General features: G+C 71.7%; 19 protein-coding genes and 1 pseudogene. 12 read left to right on the top strand and 8 right to left on the bottom strand.

Going from position 1 to position 19,399, the window contains the following annotated elements:
- Positions 1-43: 43 nt before the first annotated feature.
- The 3 genes from BGK67_RS34485 to BGK67_RS34475 form a co-directional block, all read right to left on the bottom strand.
- Positions 44-967, bottom strand: a complete 924-nt coding sequence (locus BGK67_RS34485) for a ParB/RepB/Spo0J family partition protein (RefSeq protein WP_069924488.1) — start codon at positions 965-967, stop codon at positions 44-46.
- A complete protein-coding gene (locus tag BGK67_RS34480) occupies positions 964-2,223 on the bottom strand; it encodes a ParA family protein (protein WP_069924487.1) in 1,260 nt (419 codons plus the stop codon). The genes BGK67_RS34485 and BGK67_RS34480 overlap by 4 nt, the downstream gene beginning before the upstream one ends.
- Positions 2,224-2,393: 170 nt before the next feature.
- A complete protein-coding gene (locus tag BGK67_RS34475) occupies positions 2,394-3,041 on the bottom strand; it encodes a ScbR family autoregulator-binding transcription factor (RefSeq protein WP_069924486.1) in 648 nt (215 codons plus the stop codon).
- 282 nt (positions 3,042-3,323) lie between these two features.
- On the opposite strand from BGK67_RS34475, the pseudogene BGK67_RS34470 reads away from it, so the two are divergent.
- Both BGK67_RS34470 and BGK67_RS34465 read left to right on the top strand, forming a co-directional pair.
- A pseudogene (locus BGK67_RS34470) lies at positions 3,324-4,291 on the top strand (epoxide hydrolase family protein).
- Positions 4,288-4,794: a DinB family protein gene (locus tag BGK67_RS34465; protein WP_069924485.1), complete on the top strand. Its 507-nt coding sequence runs from the start codon at positions 4,288-4,290 to the stop codon at positions 4,792-4,794. The pseudogene BGK67_RS34470 and the gene BGK67_RS34465 overlap by 4 nt, the downstream one beginning before the upstream one ends.
- A gap of 75 nt (positions 4,795-4,869) precedes the next feature.
- Here BGK67_RS34465 and BGK67_RS34460 read toward each other — a convergent pair whose 3' ends face one another.
- Positions 4,870-5,421, bottom strand: coding sequence for a flavoprotein (locus BGK67_RS34460; RefSeq protein ID WP_069924484.1), 552 nt, complete (start codon positions 5,419-5,421; stop codon positions 4,870-4,872).
- A 59-nt stretch (positions 5,422-5,480) separates the two neighbouring features.
- Here BGK67_RS34460 and BGK67_RS34455 point away from each other — a divergent pair, with 59 nt between their 5' ends.
- From BGK67_RS34455 to BGK67_RS34445, 3 genes are all read left to right on the top strand, one after another.
- On the top strand, positions 5,481-5,876 hold the full coding sequence (locus tag BGK67_RS34455; protein ID WP_069924483.1) for an SgcJ/EcaC family oxidoreductase: 396 nt from the start codon (positions 5,481-5,483) through the stop codon (positions 5,874-5,876).
- Between the two features lie 95 nt (positions 5,877-5,971).
- Positions 5,972-6,823, top strand: a complete 852-nt coding sequence (locus BGK67_RS34450) for an NAD(P)H-binding protein (protein WP_069924683.1) — start codon at positions 5,972-5,974, stop codon at positions 6,821-6,823.
- Position 6,824: 1 nt separating this feature from the next.
- The gene (locus BGK67_RS34445; protein WP_069924482.1) at positions 6,825-7,826 is read left to right on the top strand and encodes an AraC family transcriptional regulator; all 1,002 of its coding nucleotides are present in this window, start codon (positions 6,825-6,827) and stop codon (positions 7,824-7,826) included.
- Between the two features lie 35 nt (positions 7,827-7,861).
- Here the strand turns inward: BGK67_RS34445 and BGK67_RS34440 are convergent, their stop codons facing one another.
- Both BGK67_RS34440 and BGK67_RS39570 read right to left on the bottom strand, forming a co-directional pair.
- Positions 7,862-8,350: a GNAT family N-acetyltransferase gene (locus BGK67_RS34440; protein ID WP_069924481.1), complete on the bottom strand. Its 489-nt coding sequence runs from the start codon at positions 8,348-8,350 to the stop codon at positions 7,862-7,864.
- 4 nt (positions 8,351-8,354) lie between these two features.
- Complete coding sequence (locus BGK67_RS39570; RefSeq protein ID WP_069924480.1) at positions 8,355-8,576, bottom strand: anthrone oxygenase family protein; 222 nt, start codon at positions 8,574-8,576, stop codon at positions 8,355-8,357.
- Positions 8,577-8,673: 97 nt separating this feature from the next.
- Between BGK67_RS39570 and BGK67_RS34430 the strand changes: the two genes are divergently transcribed.
- From BGK67_RS34430 to BGK67_RS34410, 5 genes are all read left to right on the top strand, one after another.
- The gene (locus tag BGK67_RS34430; protein ID WP_069924682.1) at positions 8,674-10,029 is read left to right on the top strand and encodes an AMP-binding protein; all 1,356 of its coding nucleotides are present in this window, start codon (positions 8,674-8,676) and stop codon (positions 10,027-10,029) included.
- Positions 10,030-10,579: 550 nt separating this feature from the next.
- On the top strand, positions 10,580-11,704 hold the full coding sequence (locus BGK67_RS34425; RefSeq protein WP_079154752.1) for a bifunctional DNA primase/polymerase: 1,125 nt from the start codon (positions 10,580-10,582) through the stop codon (positions 11,702-11,704).
- On the top strand, positions 11,701-13,368 hold the full coding sequence (locus tag BGK67_RS34420) for a DNA primase family protein (protein WP_244291554.1): 1,668 nt from the start codon (positions 11,701-11,703) through the stop codon (positions 13,366-13,368). Before BGK67_RS34425 ends, BGK67_RS34420 begins: the two co-directional genes overlap by 4 nt.
- Positions 13,365-13,754: a DUF6009 family protein gene (locus BGK67_RS34415; RefSeq protein WP_069924478.1), complete on the top strand. Its 390-nt coding sequence runs from the start codon at positions 13,365-13,367 to the stop codon at positions 13,752-13,754. The genes BGK67_RS34420 and BGK67_RS34415 overlap by 4 nt, the downstream gene beginning before the upstream one ends.
- Positions 13,755-13,908: 154 nt before the next feature.
- Complete coding sequence (locus BGK67_RS34410) at positions 13,909-15,459, top strand: FAD-dependent monooxygenase (RefSeq protein WP_069924477.1); 1,551 nt, start codon at positions 13,909-13,911, stop codon at positions 15,457-15,459.
- Here BGK67_RS34410 and BGK67_RS34405 read toward each other — a convergent pair.
- A complete protein-coding gene (locus tag BGK67_RS34405) occupies positions 15,405-16,070 on the bottom strand; it encodes a ScbR family autoregulator-binding transcription factor (protein WP_069924476.1) in 666 nt (221 codons plus the stop codon). The genes BGK67_RS34410 and BGK67_RS34405 overlap by 55 nt on opposite strands.
- Positions 16,071-16,202: 132 nt before the next feature.
- Between BGK67_RS34405 and BGK67_RS34400 the strand changes: the two genes are divergently transcribed.
- Positions 16,203-17,045, top strand: coding sequence for an NAD(P)H-binding protein (locus BGK67_RS34400; RefSeq protein WP_069924475.1), 843 nt, complete (start codon positions 16,203-16,205; stop codon positions 17,043-17,045).
- Positions 17,046-17,061: 16 nt separating this feature from the next.
- Here BGK67_RS34400 and BGK67_RS34395 read toward each other — a convergent pair whose 3' ends face one another.
- A complete protein-coding gene (locus BGK67_RS34395) occupies positions 17,062-18,066 on the bottom strand; it encodes a ScbA/BarX family gamma-butyrolactone biosynthesis protein (protein ID WP_167739674.1) in 1,005 nt (334 codons plus the stop codon).
- A 491-nt stretch (positions 18,067-18,557) separates the two neighbouring features.
- Between BGK67_RS34395 and BGK67_RS34390 the strand changes: the two genes are divergently transcribed.
- The gene (locus BGK67_RS34390; protein ID WP_141754155.1) at positions 18,558-19,193 is read left to right on the top strand and encodes a ScbR family autoregulator-binding transcription factor; all 636 of its coding nucleotides are present in this window, start codon (positions 18,558-18,560) and stop codon (positions 19,191-19,193) included.
- Positions 19,194-19,399: the final 206 nt, after the last annotated feature.

Genomic DNA, 19,399 nt, shown 5'->3' with positions numbered 1-19,399 from the left:
GGCGTTAATGCCGTCAGCGCCCCCGGCGTGGGTGGTGCGCTCCTCAGATGCGCTGGAGGAGGAGTTCCGTGACGGCCTTGAGGTCCTCCGGGGTGAGGTGTGCCGTGAGGGCGTCCGCGATCGTTTCCGGGGAGAGGGTGGAGATGGTGATGCGGGGGTTGTTGGGGGCGGAGGGGGTGGGTGTCGGGGGCGTGGGGGAGGGGGGATTAACGGCGCTGGCGGTGTTCAGGGGGTGCGGCGTGCGTTGGCGGGGGGGATTGACCGCTTTGATGGTCTCCTCCGCGGCGGCCTCCTGAGCCTCCTGGGGGAGGCGGCCGATGCGACGGGCCGGTTCGACCTTGAGCTCGCCCGTCTCGACCTTTTCCTGGAGGGTCGGGGTGAGATTCAGGAGGGTCAGGCGCTGGGAGACCCAGGCCGCCGTCTTGCCGAGGCGCTTGGCGACCTGGGCCTGGGAGCCGTGGACGTCGACGAGTTCCTGGAGGGCGCGGGCCTGGTCCATCGGCGCCACGTCCACGCGGTGGACGTTGGCGATCAGGGCCGATTCGAGGATGTCCGCCGCCGACGCGGACAGGGCGTCGTTCACGTGGATGTGCAGGGTCTTGAGACCGGCCAGCTGGGCCGCCGCCAGGCGGCGGTTGCCGTCGATCACCACGTACGGGGCGCGGCCCAGGCCGTCGGTGGCGCCCGGGTGGGCCTCCATGAAGGCCATGCGGGTGGCGACGGCGAGGGGCTGGAGCTGGCCGCGGGCGATGAGGGACTGGGCCAGCTCGTCAATCTCCGTGAGGTCTTCGCGGAGGTTGAAGGGGTTGTGGGCGAGGGCCTCGATGGGGACCTCGGACGGGGGAACCACACCCGAGGTGGGGGCGCCGGTGGCCTCCGCGATCGCCGCGCGGCGGGAGCTGACACCGACCGGCTGGGCCCGGGCGAAAGACGCCGAGACTCCGAGTTTGTCGGCCTTGCTGCTCATGAGATCTCCCGGGCGAGGGCGCGCAGGGCGACCGCTTGGTCGCCCTTGGGGGCGTAGACGAAGAGGGGCTGCTTCACGCGGACGGCTTCGCGCTGTTCCTTGAGGTCCGGGACGATGGCGACGACCCGCGGATCCTTTATGTCCATCCAGGCCTGGAGCGAGGAGGTCGCGATGTAGCCGCGGCGGCCGTCGTAGAGGTTGACGACGAGGCCGAGGTAGTCGATGTCCAGGCTGAGGTCGTCGCGCAGGTCGTTGATCTGGGAGGTGAGGAGGTCGTAGGCGTCGGCCGAGGAGTCCTCCGCCTGGACGACGATCAGCGCGCCGGAGGCGCCCGGCTGTTCGGTGTCGCGGCGGCGCCCGTAGTAGATGGCGGCGTCCATGCTCAGGCCGAGGCTCGGGGGGCAGTCCACGAGGATGACGTCGTAGTCGGACTCGACGGGGGCCAGGGCGCGTTCGAGAGCGGCCTCGCGGGCGCGGACGGTGGAGAGGCGGACGTCGAGGAGGAAGGCGTCCGTGCAGGCGGGGAGGATGTGCAGCCGGTCGCCGAAGCGCTCGTCCGTGATGGGGACGATCAGGTCGGACAGGGGGCCCTTCGCCTCGCCGGCCATGTGGCAGGTGAGGCTGTCGCCGCCGATCGGAAGCGGCTGCCGGCCGAGCTGCTTGGTGAGGTGGCCCTGGGGGTCGAAGTCGATGAGCAGCACGCGCATGCCCAGGCCCGGAAGGTCCTCCAGGTCCAGCGGGGTGGTGGACAACGGGTCCGGCTGCTGTTCCCCGTCCGCGGTGAGACGGGCGAGTTGGCGGGCGATGCGCACCGGGTGGAGGCTCGAGGGGTCCTCGGCGAGGGCCTCGGCCGTGCCGGCGGTGATGGCGGTCTTGCCGACCCCGCCCTTTTGGTTGCACACGATGATGCGGCGCACGACGGAGGGCCGCTTGACCGTGGGGGCCGGGTTCAGCTCCAGCCAGAGGCTGACGGCCTGGGCGAGTCCCTGGATGAGGGAGACGCCGCGGTGCTTGGAGTCGGTGCGGAAGGACTCCCACTGGCCGGCGGGGAGCCAGGTGGAGAACGATTCTGCGCCGGAGGTGTCGACGGGGGAGGGGGCGGAGGCGAGGGCGCTCCAGTGGCTGATCCCCTGGTGGACGGCATCCTGGATGTCCACCCGTAGTTGGGCGGTGCGGATTTTCAATTCCTGGCGCAGCCACGGGGGAAGTTTGGAGACGACCTTCTCTCGGTCGCTCTGGGACGAGGGCGAAGTCATGGGAGGGACTTTACTAACGTTCAGGGGTGCGTGTGAGCGCCACGCTTGGGTTTTGCTAACGAAATGGCGCGCTTCTGGTCCCGGATGCGCGACAGGGCGGCCTCGCATACGCCGTAGCGAGCACCCCCGTGGTTCACCACGGCGTATGCGAGGCCGCCCTGGAAACGCGGTCAGGCGGGCAGAGCGAGTTCGGCCCGGCACTCGGGCGAGCCCGCCGGATCGAACTGGGGGATCCTGTCAGCAGGGACGATCCCGGGCAGCACGAGGTTCCACAGGTCGATGACCCGGCCGTGGAGATCCTCACGGCCGGTGCGGACGTGCGAGGTGACCTGGATGCCGGTGAACGCGCCGACCAGGAAGGTCGAGACGTCGTGCACGTTGAGCGACGGCAGTACGTCGCCGCGTTCCTGGGCCGGTGTCAGGCAGCTGACGCAGGTCTCGATCCAGGTGTCGTACGGGGCGGGGTCGGGGCGGGTGAAGGAGCCGAACTCGACGACCAGACGGATGCCGGCCCGGACGCGGACGTTGGTGCGCAGTCCGAAGGCCATCGCGTGGGTCAGGTCGATGGCCGTCTGGAGCCCGGGGTCCTCGATGGCGGGGAAGTCCTGGGAGACCTGGAACTGCTCGTCCATCAGGGTGCGGGCGAGGGCTTCCTTGGACTGGAAGTGGAAGTACAGGGCGCCCTTGGTGACCCCGGCGTGCCGGACGACGTCGCTGAGGCTGGTGCCGTCGAAGCCGGCGCGGTCGAAGGCGACGGCCGCGCCGTGCAGGATCGCCTGCCGGGTGATCTCCGCCCGTTCCTGCCTGGCCCGTGCCACGTGTGCGTCTCCTGGGGTTGTGCGCGATCAGCTCCCGCGGAGGTCAATGTAGTCAGCTCGGCGCTAAAAAAACCAGTCGACAGGTACTTTTTGGCAGGCGCGGGCCCTTAACGGCGTTAACGCCGTTAACGGTCGGGGCTGTCCGGGGGTCCCCGGGGTGTCGGGGCCCGCGGTGTTAACGGCGTTAAGGGTCCGGCTCGGTCGATGGCGTTAACGGCGTTAACGGTCGGGCGTTAACACCGTTAACGGGGTAGAGGGGGGGCGCGGCCTAGCGTCGGGAGCATGAGCGATCTTGAGGAAGGGCTTTGGGAGTTCCGCCTCGATGTGCCGCAGGAGGAGCTGGACGACCTCGATGAGCGGCTGGGGCGGGTGCGGTGGCCCGACGAGTTGCCCTAGGTCGGGTGGGCGTACGGAATGCCGCTCGGGGAGATGTGCGAGCTCGTGGAGTGCCGGCGCGGGGAGTACGACTGGCGGGCGGCCGAGGCGGGGCTGAACGAGTGGCCGCAGTTCACCACCGTCATCGACGGGGCCCGGGTGCACTTCGCGCATCTGCGCTCGCCCGAGCCGGGGCCAGGCCCTTGCTGATCACCCACGGGTGGCCCGGGTCGTTCGTGGAGTTCCAGCGGGTCGCCGGCCCGCTGACCGATCCGCGGGCGTACGGCGGGGATCCCGCCCATGCCTTCCACCTGGTGCTGCCGAGCATCCCGGGCTTCGGGCTGTCCGGGCCGACGACCGAGACGGGCTGGGAGGTCTGGGGGCACTCCCAGCGGGAGCTGGGGGAGGGTCGCGCGGGCCTTCGGGGTGCTGATGGAGCGGCTCGGGTACGAGGCGTACGGGGTCCAGGGCGGCGACTGGGGAGCCGCGATCTCGCGGGAGCTGGGGCGGATCCGGCCGCGGAACGTGGTCGGGGTGCACCTGAACCTGCTGCCCGGGGGCGGGACGACGGAGGAGCCGGGCGCGGAGGAGCTGGCCGCGCTGAGCCCGGCCGAGCGGGAGCGGACCCTCGCGTCCTGGGAGCGCTACTGGGTCTGGGCGCGTGAGCGGCAGGGGTACGCCGACATCCAGGCGACCCGGCCGACTTCCCCCGGGACAACTTCATCCCGCTGCGGCACGTGGCCGCGCGGACCGACAACATCGTGCGCTGGACCTCGTACGACCGGGGCGGGCACTTCCCCGACATGGAGGTGCCGGAACTGCTCGTGGGGGACGTGCGCGCCTTTCTTCCGGCAGATGTCATGATCGCTCGATGATCGACGAGCAGAGGACCCGGCCGGTACTGGACGGCGACGAGCGGGCCACCCTGACCAGCGTCCTGCAGTGGCAGCGGGACACCCTGATGATGAAGTGCGCGGGCCTGACCGCCGAGCAGCTTCGGCGCAAGGCGGTGGTCCCGTCCGGGCTGAGCCTGCTGGGGCTGGTGCGGCATCTGGCGGAGGTGGAGCGCGGCTGGTTCCGCAACGTCCTGGGCTGGGAGGACGTGCGCGGCTACTTCCCGAAGAATGAGGCGGGGGAGTGGACGGAGTTCCACGTCGAGGAGGCGGATCCGGCGGAGTCGTTCAGGATCTGGGAGGAGACCTGCGAGCGGTCGCGGAAGATCGTGGAGGCCGCCGAATCCCTGGACGTGACGGGGAGCTTCGGCGACCAGGCGTACTCGCTGCACTACATCCTGACCCACATGATCGAGGAGTACGCCCGGCACAACGGGCATGCGGACCTGCTGCGCGAGGCGATCGACGGGGTGACGGGGGAGTAGGGGTTCTTTGACAACGGGCCTACGGGCTTGCGGGCTTGCGGGCTTGCGGGCTTACGCGGTTAGGGGCTGCGCTTGTCAGGACCGGGGCGCGGCGGAGGCTCGGGTCACGGCGTCCAGGGCGAGCTGCCACGGGAAGTGCGGCGGGGCGTCCGGGCCGGCCGGGCCGGGGGTGAAGCCGGTCTCGCCGTAGAGGAGTTCCACTCCGGCGGTGCGCAGGACGGCCAGGGACTGGTCGAACTGGGGGTGGGCGGCGAGGGCCGCGTTCGTGCAGGGCATGGCGACGACGGGGGTGCCCTTGCCGACGGCCTCGGCGGCGACGCCGACGGCGAAGCGGTCGGTGAGGCCGAGGGCCCAGGAGTTGACCGAGTTGAAGGTGACGGGCGCGAAGAGCAGGGCGTCGGCCGCAGGCCAGACGTCGTCCTCCCCGGGCATCTTGTACTGCCAGCGCACCGGGTGGCCGGTCAGGGCGGCCAGTCCGTCGAGGCTCCCGGCCACCCAGTGCGCCGCGGTGGGGGTGAGCCCCAGGCAGACGTCCCAGCCGCGGGCCTGGGCGTCCTCGATCACATGGGCTACGTCGAAGACGGGCGGGGCCGCGGAGCAGAGCAGGTAGAGAGTCTTCGTGGTCATGCCACCATATGATCATATTGCTTGACCTCAACCAACCTTGAGGTAGCACGATCCTGTGCATGGACATCGAACGCGCAACAGCAGACATCGCCGAGGTCGTCGCCACCGTCGAGCGAACCCAGCGGGCCAAGGACGCCGAGGGGTTCCTCGCCCTCTTCCATCCGGACGCGCTGTGGACCACCGCGCACGGGAAGGTCCTCATCGGCTTCGACGCGATCGCCGAGTTCACACGGGCGGTGCTGCCGGGGGCGAGCTGGGACGGGGAGGTCACGTACGAGGTCGTGCACACACAGTTCCTGCGGCCGGACGTGGCGGCTGTCAAGGTGCGGCAGGTCTACCGCGGGGCGGAGGGCGCCGACGAGGGTGCGCCGCTGTACGTGATGACCCGGGGCGGGGACGGGCGCTGGCTGCTGACGGCCTGCCAGAACACCCACGTGGTGGCGGAGCGGGAGTAGCCGGCACCGCGGACCGGGCGGCCGTGAGACGCTCGCGTATGGAGTTGAGCTTTTCGCCTATGTTCCGTCTCGGACGGCTCGACTTGACTGTCCTCATGACGCAGACGACGAACAACTCCACGCAGGGCCCCGCGCGGCACACCACCCTCGTCATCGGGGGCACCGGCAAGACCGGGCGGCGCGTCGCCGAGAAGCTCGGCGCGCAGGGGCGGCCGGTCCGGATCGGATCCCGGAGCGGGGCCCCGGCCTTCGACTGGAACGAGCCCGCCGGGTGGCCGGCCGTGCTCGACGGCGTGGACCGGGTGTACGTGACCTACTACCCGGACCTCGGGTTCCCGGGCGCCGCCGAGCAGGTCGGCGCGTTCGCCGAGGCGGCCGTGGCCGCCGGCGCGCGCCGCCTGGTGCTGCTCTCCGGGCGCGGGGAGGAGGCCGCGCAGCGGGCCGAGGAGGCGCTGAAGGCCTCCGGCGCCGACTGGACCGTCGTACGGGCCAGCTGGTTCAACCAGAACTTCGACGAGAGCTTCTTCCTGGAGCCCGTACTCGCCGGTGAGATCGCGCTGCCGACGGCGGACGCCGTCGAGCCCTTCGTCGACGCCGACGACATCGCCGACGTGGTCGTGGCCGCCCTGGGCGACGACCGGCACATCGGCAGGACGTACGAGCTGTCGGGCCCGCGCCTGCTCGGCTTCGCCGATATCGCCGCCGAACTGTCGAAGGTGACCGGGCGGGAGATCGCCTATGTGCCGGTCTCCGACGAGGAGTACCGGGCGGTGCTGCGCGAGAACGGCCTGCCGGAGGAGTTCGCCGACCTCTTCACCCTGATCCTGGACGGGCGCAACGCGCACCTGGCCGACGGGGTGCGGGAGGTGCTGGGGCGCGAGCCCCGGGACTTCGCCGACTTCGCCCGGGAGGCGGCCGCGACCGGGGTCTGGGACGTACGGTCCTGATATGGACACGCTGACCGGCCTCCTCGAAGGGCCCAACGCCCGCGGCGCCTTCCTCCAGAAGTCCGTCCTCAACCCGCCGTGGGCGATGCGCATCGAGGACCGTGCCCCGCTGTCGGTGGTGACGATGGTGCGCGGCTCGGCGTGGCTGCTGCCCGACGCGGGGGAGCGGGTGCGGATCAGCCCCGGGGACGTGGCGCTCGTACGGGGGCCCGCGCCGTACACGGTGGCGGACGCCCCGGGCACCCCGGTGCAGATCCTGGTGGGGCCGGACCAGCGGTGCAGTACGCGGGCGGGCGAGGACGTCAGCGAATCCAGGCTGCTGGGCGTGCGGACCTGGGGCGAGGGGCATCAGGACGAGGGCTCGGCGGTGATGCTGAGCGGCACCTACCAGGCGCCGAGCGAGATCGGGCGCCGGCTGCTGGGCGCGCTGCCCACGATCGTGGTCCGTCCGGCGGGGGCCGCGGACTCCACCCTGATCGCCCTGCTCGCCTCGGAGATCTCCCGGGACGAGCCGGGGCAGGACCTCGTCCTCGACCGGCTGCTCGACCTGCTGCTGATCGGTGTGCTGCGGGCCTGGCTCGCGGCCCCGGGGTCGGGGGCCCCGTCCTGGTACCGGGCGCAGAGCGATCCGGTGGTCGGCCCGGCGCTGCGGCTGCTGCACGAGGACCCGGCGTACGGGTGGACGGTGGAGGAGCTCGCCGTCAGGACCGGGGTCTCCCGGGCGTCGCTGGCGCGGCGGTTCACGGAGGTGGTGGGCGAGCCGCCGGTCGCCTATCTCACCGGCTGGCGCCTCGCGCTCGCGGCGGACCTGCTGCGCGAACCGGAGGCGACGGTGGCGACGGTGGCCCGCCGGGTCGGGTACGGCAGCGCGTTCGCGCTGTCGACGGCCTTCAAGCGGGTGCGGGGCGTCAGCCCGCAGCAGTTCCGGGCGGGGGCCGCGGCCACGACGGGGGCCGCCGCGTGCGGGCTGCCGCGCACGGTGGTGCTCACCGAGACCGCTTAGGGGGCGTCCTGGGGGAGGTCGTCGTCGGGCAGGCCCTACGCCGGGTGCTGGGGCAGGAGGAGTTCGCCGACGCGTTGTTCGCCGCTGAGTTCGCCGGTGGGGCGGAAGCCCAGGCGCAGGTAGAAGGGTTCGGGGGTGTTGTCGCCCGTGCCCCATGTGACGTACGCGCGGGCGGCTCCGCGGCGGCGGAGTTCCTCGGCGACCGCGGCGACCGCGAAGCTGCCGTAGCCCTTGCCCTGGTGCGCGGAGGAGATGTTCAGGCGCCAGATGCCGGAGCGCCGGTCTGCGGGGTCGCGGGCCGGGTCCCACTGGATGTCGAGGAAGGCCATGACGAAGCCGACCACCTCGTCGCCGTCGACGACGGCCCGCGGCCAGGCGACGTCCCCGTGGACGTACGCCTCGGCCAGTGACTTGACCACCGGGGAGACGAGGTGTGCCTGATCGGGGCGCACCTGTATCGCGCACACCGCGTCGATGTTCGCGGCGGTCACGGGCTCCAGGCGGCAGGTTGAAGTGCTGATCATGGGATCAGCGTAGGTCTTCCGCGACCGTCCGGTCGCCGGTGCGCCGCAGGCTCGGCGTCACGGCCACCGAGAACCCGTGGAACAGGCCGCTGACGAGGCCCGTCGTGAGCGTCGCGGCGATCGAGGACGCGAACCGTGCCGTTTCCACGCCGGTCTCCCCACGGTCGTCGAAGCCCTCGCCCCGGCGCGTGCCGGGGCGCTCGTCGAGCGGTCGTCGAACGGTCAAGTCCCGCCCGTCACCAGGGCATCCCCGGCCGTAGTCTGGGCGTGGCGTGCAGGCCGTGCAGGCCGGGTACGAAAGGGAGTTGCCGACCATGCCGACCATGCTGACCGCGCTCGACGGGGTGTACGGGGACCGGCCGGACGCCGTGACCGTCGCCGGCCGTTCCGCTTCCTACGAGGACCTCCTCGGCGCCGCCCGCGCGGTCGCGGCCGACGTGGCCGGGGCGCCCGCCTTCGCGGTGACCGCGACGGCCTCGCTGGAGACCGTCGCCGCCGCGGTCGGCGGGCTGCTGGCCGGGGTGCCGCTCGTCCCGCTCCCGCCCGACGCCGGGCCCGCCGAGCGCGAGCACATCCTGCGCGACTCCGGGGCGGCCGTCGTCGACGTGGACTTCGCCCGGCGCTCGTCGGGCTGGTCGGGGAAGGAGCCCGCGCCCGAGGACCCCGCGATGATCCTCTACACCTCGGGGACCACCGGCGCGCCCAAGGGCGTGGTGCTCAGCGGCGCGGCTCTCGCCGCCGACCTGGACGCGCTGGCCGGCGCCTGGCAGTGGACCGCCGAGGACACCCTGGTGCACGGGCTGCCGCTGTTCCACGTGCACGGGCTGGTGCTCGGCGTCCTCGGAGCCCTGCGCACCGGCAGCCGCCTCGTCCACACCGGGCGGCCCACGCCCGAGGCCTACGCGGCGGCGAGCGGCAGCCTGTACTTCGGGGTGCCGACCGTGTGGTCCCGGATCGCGGGGGCGCCGCAGGCGGCCGCCGCGCTGTCCGGAGCCCGGCTGCTGGTCTCCGGCAGCGCCGCCCTGCCCGCGCCGGTCTTCCGGGACCTGGAGCGGCTGACCGGGCTGCGGCCCGTGGAGCGCTACGGCATGACCGAGACGCTGATCACCATCAGCGGCCGGGCGGGCGGGGAGGTCCGCCCCGGTACGGTCGGCACCCCGCTGCCCGGGATCCGGACCCGGATCGTCGCCGAGCCGGGCGCCGAGATCGGGGAACTCCAGCTCACGGGGCCGACCTTGTTCGCCGGCTACCTGGGGCGCCCGGAGGCGACCGCGGCCGCGTACACCGAGGACGGCTGGTTCCGTACGGGCGACATCGCGGCCGTGGACGAGGCGGACGGCGTGCACCGGATCGTGGGCCGGGCCTCCATCGACCTCATCAAGTCGGGCGGCTACCGGATCGGCGCGGGCGAGATCGAGAACGCGCTGCTGGACCACCCCAAGGTGACCGAGGCGGCCGTGGTCGGCGTCCCGGATCCGGATCTCGGCCAGCGCATCGTGGCGTTCGTCGTCGCCGAGGGGGTCACCGGGGCCGAGCTCACCGACTTCGTGGCCGCGCACCTGTCGGTGCACAAGCGTCCGCGGGAGGTGCGGTTCGTGACGGCGCTGCCGCGCAACGCGATGGGCAAGCCGCAGAAGAAACTGCTGCTGACGGGAGAGGCCGGGCCGCAGGAGGGCTGAGGGCGGGGCGGCGGCCGGGGATGGGCTGGGCATTGGCCAAAAAAGGGGCCGCGGCGGGCCCGTTCGGCGCCGCGGCTCGCTGTCCGCTCAAGGCCCGGGCCAGGAGGGCTAGGGCGGGCCCGGAGAGGCGCTACCAGCGGTCAGCGACCGGGAGCGAGCGACCGGGGACCCGTTCGGTCGCTCCGCGCATTTGGCAGGAGCCCCAGGTCAGAGGGGTGGGGCGGGCTCCTCAGCGACTGAAGCGACCCACGTCCTCGGTATATGAGGACATTCCTGCGCGTGCGTGTGTGCGTGCGTGTGCGTCATATATGCGGACCTTGGGTCGCTTCGGTCGCTGTCGTTGCTTGCGTACCTCTGTGACCTGGTGTTCTGTGAACAGCCCGGCCAGCGACCGGAGGAGACCCGGTCGCTGGGCGGGGGGTCGGCCGGTCGCTGGCCCGCCTGGGGGAGGCGTACATCTGTTCTGGCTCAACTGCCCCTCGTCCACCAGGAGTTTCGCTAATCTGATTTTTCGGCGTTGAGTCGCTTCAGTCGCTGATGGGGGAAGTGAATGGCAGCTGAGCTGCGGGATTCCCGCAGCGACCCGGCGCAGTGCACGAGAACTGCGCCGGTCGCTGGGCTCCCTGTGACGACTGCCAGGTGGTGTGCCCGGCAAGGGTGGCCGGTCCACCCGCTTGCGGCAGGCCGCAAGACGCCCGTGGGCAACTGCGAGGCGTGCCGCGTGCCGGGCCACGACCGTGCGGGCTGCGGCTGCGTCCGGGCGGGCCGCTGGTGCCACGGCTTCCACGCGGCCACGCTCGACGCGGACCGGATCGAGCAGTGGTGGGGCTCGCGGCCGGATCTCGGCGTCGGTGTGGCCACCGGTCCCGCGGATCTGGTCGTCATCGACATCGACGCGCACCAGCGGGAACTGCCCGGCCGCGACCGGCTGCTGCCAGGCATCGGGATCTCCGCCGGGATCGATCTGACGGGCCTCGCCAACGGTTTCCACACGCTCGGCGTGCTGGCCGCGCTGCGCGGCGCCGCCAGCCCGGCGCAGGACGCCTCGACGCTGCGCGTGCGTACGCCGTCGGGCGGGCTGCACGTCTGGTACCGGGGCGGTGGCCGGCGGTGGCGGTGCTCCACCGGTTCGGGCTCCGGGCGGGCCCTGGCCTGGCAGGTCGACGTACGCGCCCGCGGCGGCTACATCGTGGCTCCCGGGACGATGACTCGCGCGGGCGTCTACCGCGCCGTGGGACCCGTACGGGAGCCCGCGCCGCTGCCGGACTGGCTCGCACGGGAGTTGGAGCGTACGGGGCACCTGGCGCCCGAGCCCGCGGCCGCGGTCGACGCCGCCGGGCCCCGGCCCGTGCCGCCCCGGGCCCGGCAGGCCGTTCTCGCCGCCGGTGGCGGGTCGGGTGTGGCGCAGCGGGTCCTGGCGGGCGTGCTCGCCGAGGTCGCCGCGTGCGCGGGCGTCCCCGAAGGGGCCGCCTTCTCCGAGAAGCTGAACCGGGCCGCCTACACCGCCGGCGGGCTGGTCGCCGCCGGGCACCTGACCGAGGCCGCGGCCGCGCGGACCCTGGGGGAGGCGGCCGCGCGGGCGAGGCCGGGGCAGGAGAGCCGCTGCGGAGCGATCATCCGCGGCGGGCTGCGGGCGGGGCTTGCGCGCCCGATGTCCCCGGGAGGCCGGGGATGAGCCGGGACCAGGAGGGGATGCTCTCCGAGTTCGACGTGCAGGCGGTGGCGGCGCAGATCCTCGCGCAGCCCGCCGTTCCGGCGCCTCGGGAGCCGGGGGAGTCCGGGGGCGTGGCCGGTGCGGTGGCCGTGGCCGGGGCCGTGCCCGGGGCCGTGGCCGCGGGTTTTTCCGGCGGGGAGCCGGTCGCGGGGGCGGGTGCTGCGGGGGCCCATGTCGCCGTTTCCGATGCCGCGGGTTTCGGTGCCGCGGTTTCCCGTGCTGCGGGGTCCGACGGCGAGGCGACGGCGGACGGGCTGCTGCCCGACACGCTCACCGACCGCGGCAACGCCAAACTGTTCGTCAAGCTCTACTCCAACGACTACCGGCACGTCCCCGGGATCGGCTGGTTCCGCTGGGACTGCACCCGTTGGCAGATCGACGAGGACGACACCGCGGTGTGGGCCGCGGGCGACCTGGCGGAGTCCATCGCCACCACCGACCCCCGCGGCGTGTACACCTCGGCCGCGCTCCAGCAGCACCGCCGGCGCGCGCTCAGCACCAGCGGGATGAACGCCATGCTCGCGCAGGCGAAGTCCGCGCCCGGCATGGTGCTCAACGCGGCGCGGCTGGACGCCGACCCGTACGCGCTGTGCACGCCCGCCGGTGTCGTGGACCTGCGGACCGGCCACATCCGCCCCTCCGACCCCGCGCACGACTTCCACTCCCGCTCCACCTCGGCCGCGCCGCAGCCGATGCCCACGCCGCGCTGGAACCGCTTCCTGACCGACACCTTCGGCGAGGGACCGGAGGGCGCGCAGATGATCGACTTCCTGCAGCTGCTGCTCGGCTACTCCGTGACCGGGGACGTCGGCGCCCAGGTCATGCCGTTCCTGTTCGGGTCCGGCAAGAACGGCAAGTCCGTACTGCTGGACGTCCTGATGAAGCTGCTCGGCGACTACGCGGACGCGGCGCCGCCCGGCTTCCTGATGGCCCGGCCGTACGAGGGGCACCCGACCGACCTCGCCGAACTGCACGGCCGGCGGGTGATCGTGTGCAGCGAGGTGAAGCCGGGCGACCGCTTCGACGAGGCCCGGGTCAAGCTGCTCACCGGTGGCGACCGGATCAAGGCCCGCCGGATGCGGCAGGACTTCTTCAGCTTCGAGCCGACGCACAAGCTGTGGCTGCTCGGCAACCACCGTCCCGAGGTGGGCACGGGCGGGTTCGCGTTCTGGCGGCGCATGCGGCTGATCCCCTTCGAACGGGTCGTCTCGGACGACCGCAAGATCGACAACCTGGCGGACGTCCTCGTCACCCAGGAGGGCCCCGGCATCCTCAACTGGCTCATCGAGGGCGCCCGCCGCTACCTGGGCGGCGACAAGGACCTCACCGGCCCCGAGCGGGTCCGCATCGCGACCACGGCCTACGCCGAGACCGAGGACCACACCGGGCGCTTCGTCGGGGAGGCCTGCCGGCTCGATCCCGAGCTGCGGGCCGAGCAGGCCACTCTCTACGCGGCCTACCGGGGCTGGTGCCACAATGAGGGCGCCCCGGCGATCTCTTCCCGGGCCTTCGCGGCACGGGTCCGCGAGGTGGTGGGACTGGCCTCGCCCAAGGAAATGATCCTGTCCAACCAGCGCAAGTACTACCCGGGCATCGGCCTGCTCGCGGACGAGGAGACAGCATGAGCGCCCTCATCGCAGAGGACGAGATCGTCCACGAAGTGGACCTCGTCTGGCTCGAGGACATCAGCGGGCTCGACTACGTCCGGCAGAGCCTGGACCGGCTGCCGACCCGGCGCGGCAGGCCCGCCTACCACCGCGACGGGCGGATGGTCGGCTACGCGCTGCTGGGCCCGGGCGCCAAGCCCTCCCGCTCCTCCGGCACGTTCCGGCGGCGGGTGTTCTGGCTGCTCCCGCACGACCGGGACACCGACCCCGACGGTCTGTACGCGACGGGGGCGCCGGCGGAGGCCGTGGACGCGCGGACCCTGGCCCCGGGCAGCAAGGGGCGCAAGACGGAGCGCTCGGAGGGCGGTCCGATGTCGTCGGCGATGCGGGAGCTGATGCCGTAGCGAGTCGGAACCCCGCCGACGGGGAGACCCGAGTTTGCCCTGCCCGCGGATCTGGAAAACAAACGGTCTAGCCGGTATATTTTTTTTCTCGCGGGCACGGGTCGACGGGGAGGGCGCCGCTGTGCGGGGGGAACGCCGAATACAGTCAGACGTAGTGGTGGTCGGTGGGGGGCCGGTGGGCATGCTCATCGCCGCCGAGCTGGCCGGGTACGGAGTGGACACGCTCCTGCTCGAAGTCAGGGACCGGGTGTCCGTACGGCCCAAGGCGACCACGCTGCACGCCAGGGCGGTGCAGTGCCTGGCCAGGCGCGGTCATCTGCCCGAACAACGGGCTCGTCACACCGGGGCCGCGAGCAGCAGTCCGTTCCATTTCGCCGGCCTGCCCGGGCTCGTCATCACGGCTCCCGAGACGGAGCCCGAGCCGATACTCAAATGTCCCCAGGCGGAGCTCGAGCGGCGCTTCGAGGAGCGGGCCAGGGCGGCGGGGGCGCGGATCCTGCGCGAGCACCGGGTGACGGACGCCGTCCAGGACCGGGACGGCGTGCGGGTCACGGCCGACGGGCCGGGCGGTCCGGTCACCTGCACCACCCGGTACGCGGTGGGGGCGGACGGCGCGCGCAGCATGCTCCGCGAACTGGCGGGCATCGAGTCCGACATCCATGCGGCCACGGTCGCCGCGCTGATGGCCACGGTCACGGTCACGGATCCCGACGTGCTACCCCCGGGCTGGCACCGCACGCCGCGGGGCTGGATCGTGGCGAAGCGCGACCCGGCGGGCAGCACCCACATCCGGACGCTCAACTGCACCGGTGCCCATGAGGACCGGAAGCTGCCGCCCACCCTGGAGGATCTGCGGCGGGAGGCGTCCTGGATCGCCGGACGGGACATCGCGATGGAAGACGCCCGCTGGCTCAGCAGGTTCAGCGACGTGACCCGGCTGGCCCGGACCTTCCGGTCGGGGCGCGTCTTCCTGGTGGGGGACGCGGCACACGTGCACTTCCCGATCGGCGGGCAGGGCCTCAGTACCGGGGTGCTGGACGCCCTCAACCTGGGCTGGAAACTCGCGCTCGCGGTGCACGGCAAGGCGGGGGCGGACCTGCTCGACACCTACGACCTGGAGCGGCGCCCGGCCGCGCAGCGGGTCATCGACAACACGCGGGCGCAGCTCGCCCTGATGCGGCCGGGGGCCGAGGCGGACGCCCTGCGCGGGGTCTTCGCCGCGGTGCTGGCCGAGGATCCGCGCCACGAGCGGCTCAGCGGCATGATCAGCGCGCAGGACACCGTGTATCCGGGGCGCGGCGGGTGTCTTTCGCCCACCGAGGGAGCGTTTCTGGGGAACATGCCGCTCCACACGGACGAGGGGGAGACCGATGTGATCGAACTCCTGCGGGACGGTCGGCCCCTGCTCCTGCTGTTCGGGGAGAAGGGGGACCTCCATGGGCGCGAGGCGCTGGCCTGGGCCGGGATCCTGCGCGTGGTGCACGTCCTGCCGACTGCGGCGGCCCCGGCGGACGCACTGCTGGTCAGACCCGACGGCTATCTCGCCTGGACGTCGGAAGGCGGGCGGCTGGCGAATGCCCTGGAGGTCCACTTCGCGCGGAAGGAGCCCGCACCGGTGGCGGGACTCGTTGCGCAGCGGTCGGCCGCGGTTCAGCCGACGGCTTCGGCTTCCATCGCGTCCGCGACGGCGAGGGCCTCGGTGTAGACCGCGGCTCCCCGAAGCTCGGTGAGATCCAGGGAGGTGAGGACCGAGGGGTTCGCAATGCTGGGCAGCACGTGGCGCAGCAGCGCGGCGACCCGCACCGGCAGGTCCGCGTAGTCGCTGATCGCCTGGGACATGGACTGGATGCCGGCGAACGAGCCCACGAACACGTCCGCCGTCTCGGACGGCACGACGTGGGGCAGCGTTTCGCCCTGCTTCTTGGCCACGGTGAACAGCTCGGTGCAGACCTCGCCCCACCGCAGGAACGGACCACTGCGGTCAAGGCCCGGCTGCTGGTCCATGGACAGGCGCACTCCGGCACGGACCAGCGGGTCGGTTTGCAGCCGGTGAGCGTGCAGCATGACCGTGTCCACCGCTTCCTGCAGCTTGGAGGGGCGGTCGGGGACCACGATTCGCTGGTCCTGTTCGGCGAGCACCCCCTGCGCCAAGTCGTCCTTCGACTGGAAGTGGAAGTACAGGGCTCCCTTGGTGACCCCGGCCTCGGTGAGGATGTCGGCGATGGTGGCCGCCTGGAACCCCCGGTTCTCGAAGACCTTGGCCGCGGCCATGAGGATCGTCTGACGGGTACGAATAGCTCGGACTTGCTCAGCCATAGTGACTCCTCCACGGAGTGTTGAACCGGCGGAGGGTTCCATGGGAAAAACCGCGCAGTACGTATCTTACAGCGGGTAACGCACAGTCGTCCTCTTTCGGAGACGAAATAGTCAGGTCTGGGAGGTAGGCCCATGATTCTTGTCACTGGAGCCACCGGAACGGTGGGTCGAGAAGTGGCCCGACTTCTCCCTGCCGGACAGCCGGTACGCATTGCGGCGAGGGACCCGGCGCGCCTGGCGGACGACGTGCGGGGTGAAGTCGTCCGGGCGGACTACAGGGACCAGCCGTCGCTGGAGCGGGCCTTGGGCGGGGTGAGAGCCGTTTTCCTGGTGACAAGCAGGGTGGGGGAGGACGACGCCCGCATCATCGAGGCCGCACGACGGGCCGGGGTCGGCCACGTGGTCAAGCTCTCCGCAGCCTCGGTGGCCGACCCTCACGCCGACGACCTGATCACCCGGTGGCAGCGGGTGAACGAAGAGCTGCTGCGTGGGTCCGGCATGGACTGGACCCTGCTGCGTCCCCGCTCGTTCATGTCCAATTCCCTCTCCTGGGCGGCGTCGATCCGTACGGAACAGGTGGTGCGGGCCGTGTACGGGTCGTCGGCCAACGCGTGTGTCGATCCTCGTGACATCGCGGAAGTCGCCGTACACGCACTCACCGAGCCCGGGCACACGGGTGTCATCCACACCTTGACCGGTCCGGAAGGGATCACGGCGGCCGAGCAGACGGCGCACCTCGCCGCTGTGCTGGGCCGCGGGATCCGGTTCGAGGAGCTCAGTCCCGCCCAGGCGCGTGCCGGTTGGCTCGAGCGGTACCCCGAGCCCCTCGTGGAGGCGCTGCTGCACAGTGCGCGGCGCCAGCAGGCGGGAGCGAAAGCCGAGGTGCGGGACACGGTCATGGACGTCACGGGACGTCCGGCGACGCCGTTTCGGACCTGGGCGCGGGACCATCGCGCCGCGTTCGGACCGGCCTGAGCCGGCGAAGGGGTCGTCAGTGCGGCCTGCGCGACGCGGTCACGGTGGCGCTGAAGCACAGTTCGCCGTTCTGGTGGCCGGTCACCAGAACGGTGTGCCGGGCGTCAGGCAGCTGCCGCGGCATGACGACGGCGTTGATCTCGCACGGCACGCCCAGCTCGACGTAGCGCCGGAAGTCGCCGGCCAAGCTGAGGGGAAGCAGGGAGGTGCGCTTCAGCGCGGCGGCGGAGGCCTGGCGGGCTGCCTCGATCAGCACCATGCCCGGTACGTGGTCGACCGGGTGGTCGAAGAGCACGGGATGGCGGGTGTCCACCCTCAGCCGCCAGCGGTTGGGCTGCCCGAGGGGGGACAGGACGACGTCGACGGGCGAGGTGCGCCCTACGCTCTGCGGCGCCGCCGGAGCCGTCAGCGGGAGCGGCAGCTGGTCGCCGTTGAGCGCGTGCTGGGCACGAACGCGCTGGTAGGCGGTGGGGCCGGTGCAGGTGAACGAGACGCTGCCGGTCGCGACGAGGTGCCCGTCGCGGCGGATCAGGGTGTCGTACCGCAGGCCCGCCAGGGTGCCGCTGCCGCGTCTCTTCACGTTCGTGCAGTTGACCTCGATGTCGAGCGAGGCGGGCGTCTGGCGGACCTGGAGGTGCTCGGGTTCGACCGAGAGCGAGAGGTCCCACAAGAGGAACTGGTAGCCGAACGGGACCCCGAACTCGGCGTGCGCCAGGAGGTAACCGATCTGGCGGATCGTTTCGCTGGCCATGAGCGGGTCGTAGTGCTCCCCGTCGATGGGGGTGAAGAAGCTGTGGCTGCGCGGCCACTGAGCCTCCACCCTGAAGCGCGTGTCGCTCTCGCGCCGCCAATCGGTGAGCATGACCTCGGCTACGGCGGCGCGGTGCACCATCTCCTTGGGGACGGTGGTTGTCAGGGTGAGGCAGCGGAGATGGGCCAGGTCGGACCGTGACGCCGCTGGGAAGGCCGCTTGATGGGCGGCGACCGTCGGGCGTTCGACGTGAAACGTGCTCGCAGACATTGCTCCCCCTGGGCTGCTGACGAGAAGGCGGTGTGTGCCTCTGGCCCCGGAAGATACATACCAACCGGTTTAATTTCTAGCGGTTCGCGAGCCTCCGCTCGTATGAGGAGCTGGCGAATCCTCTTCCGTCATTCGATACGCCCTGGTCAGGGGCGCCCCCGCAGCATCTCCCACTTTAGCCGCGCCGGAGGCGCGCTTGTACACCGCCCAGGCGTGTCGAGGCGATCGCGAGTCATTCACGAGTGCCACTGCTGAGGGTGACCGGTGGATCGACCCGTTTCCCGGCCAGGGTGGGAGCGTGGAGATCATCAATCAGAAACCGCGCAAGCGGTTTGTTAAAGTCGGTGTACGGAGCAGTGGCCGTCCCGGGGGGAGGGACCTGGCGTGACTGAGAGGGGTGGTGCCAGGGGCGCCATCGCGATCAGCTCCCCCGGCCGGCTCCGTGGCGACTCCCCGGCCTGCCCTTCCGCAGGCCTGGTAACCCCCTCGCAGTGACGGAGCAGTTGATGGTCAAACAGGAACGCGCGTTGCGCACGCGCGACACCCTGATCCGGTCCGCGGCCGAGATCTTCGACCGGGAGGGGTTCGCGGTGGCGTCACTCACCGCGATCAGCACGCTGGCCGGGGTGAGCAACGGTGCGCTGCACCACCACTTCGTCAGCAAGGCCGCGCTGACCGACGCGGTCGAGGAGGCCGCGCTGGCCCGGCTGCTGGTCGTCACCGACGCCGTGCTCCCGCTGGGGGCGAGCCGCATGCAGCTCCTGGTCGACGTGACCCACCGGCTGGCCGGGGCGCTGCGTGGGGACGTGGTGCTGCGGGCCGGGTTCGAGCTGAGCGGCGAGGTGTCCCGCCCACCGCACGCCGATTTGCGCGAGTGGTGGCGGCGATGGGTCGAGGAGACGCTCAAGCAGGCGGATTCCGAGGGCGAGTTGCGCCCGGAGGTGACGGCCCCTGACGTGGTGAGCGCCGTGGTGGCCGCGACCGTGGGGTTCGAGGTGATGGGCGTCCGCGAGGCGGAGTGGCTCTCGGCGGACACTGTCACGCGGTTCTGGCGGCTGCTGCTGCCCACGGTCGTGCCCGCGGCGCTTCTGGCGGATCTCGACGCCGAGGGCACCTGCCCGCTGTAGCGGCCCTGGGCCCCGGTCTTCCATGCGCACGCAGGGAAGACCGGGGCTTCTGCATGACCAAGACCGCATGGTCTGTTTTGCTCCTCCTGGGTCCGTTCTGGAGGGGGAGCAGAGCGGTTCCGTGGGGGAGGCCCCTTGTTCTCTGATGGACGTTTATGCAGGTCAAGGCCCCATTCAAGAGTTCGTTAGATGGGCTAAGAAATAAA

The organism is Streptomyces subrutilus, from assembly GCF_001746425.1.
GTDB lineage: Bacteria > Actinomycetota > Actinomycetes > Streptomycetales > Streptomycetaceae > Streptomyces > Streptomyces subrutilus_A.
The sequence above is the reverse complement of the archived record's forward strand: the minus strand, read 5'-3'. Positions and strand labels throughout refer to the sequence as shown.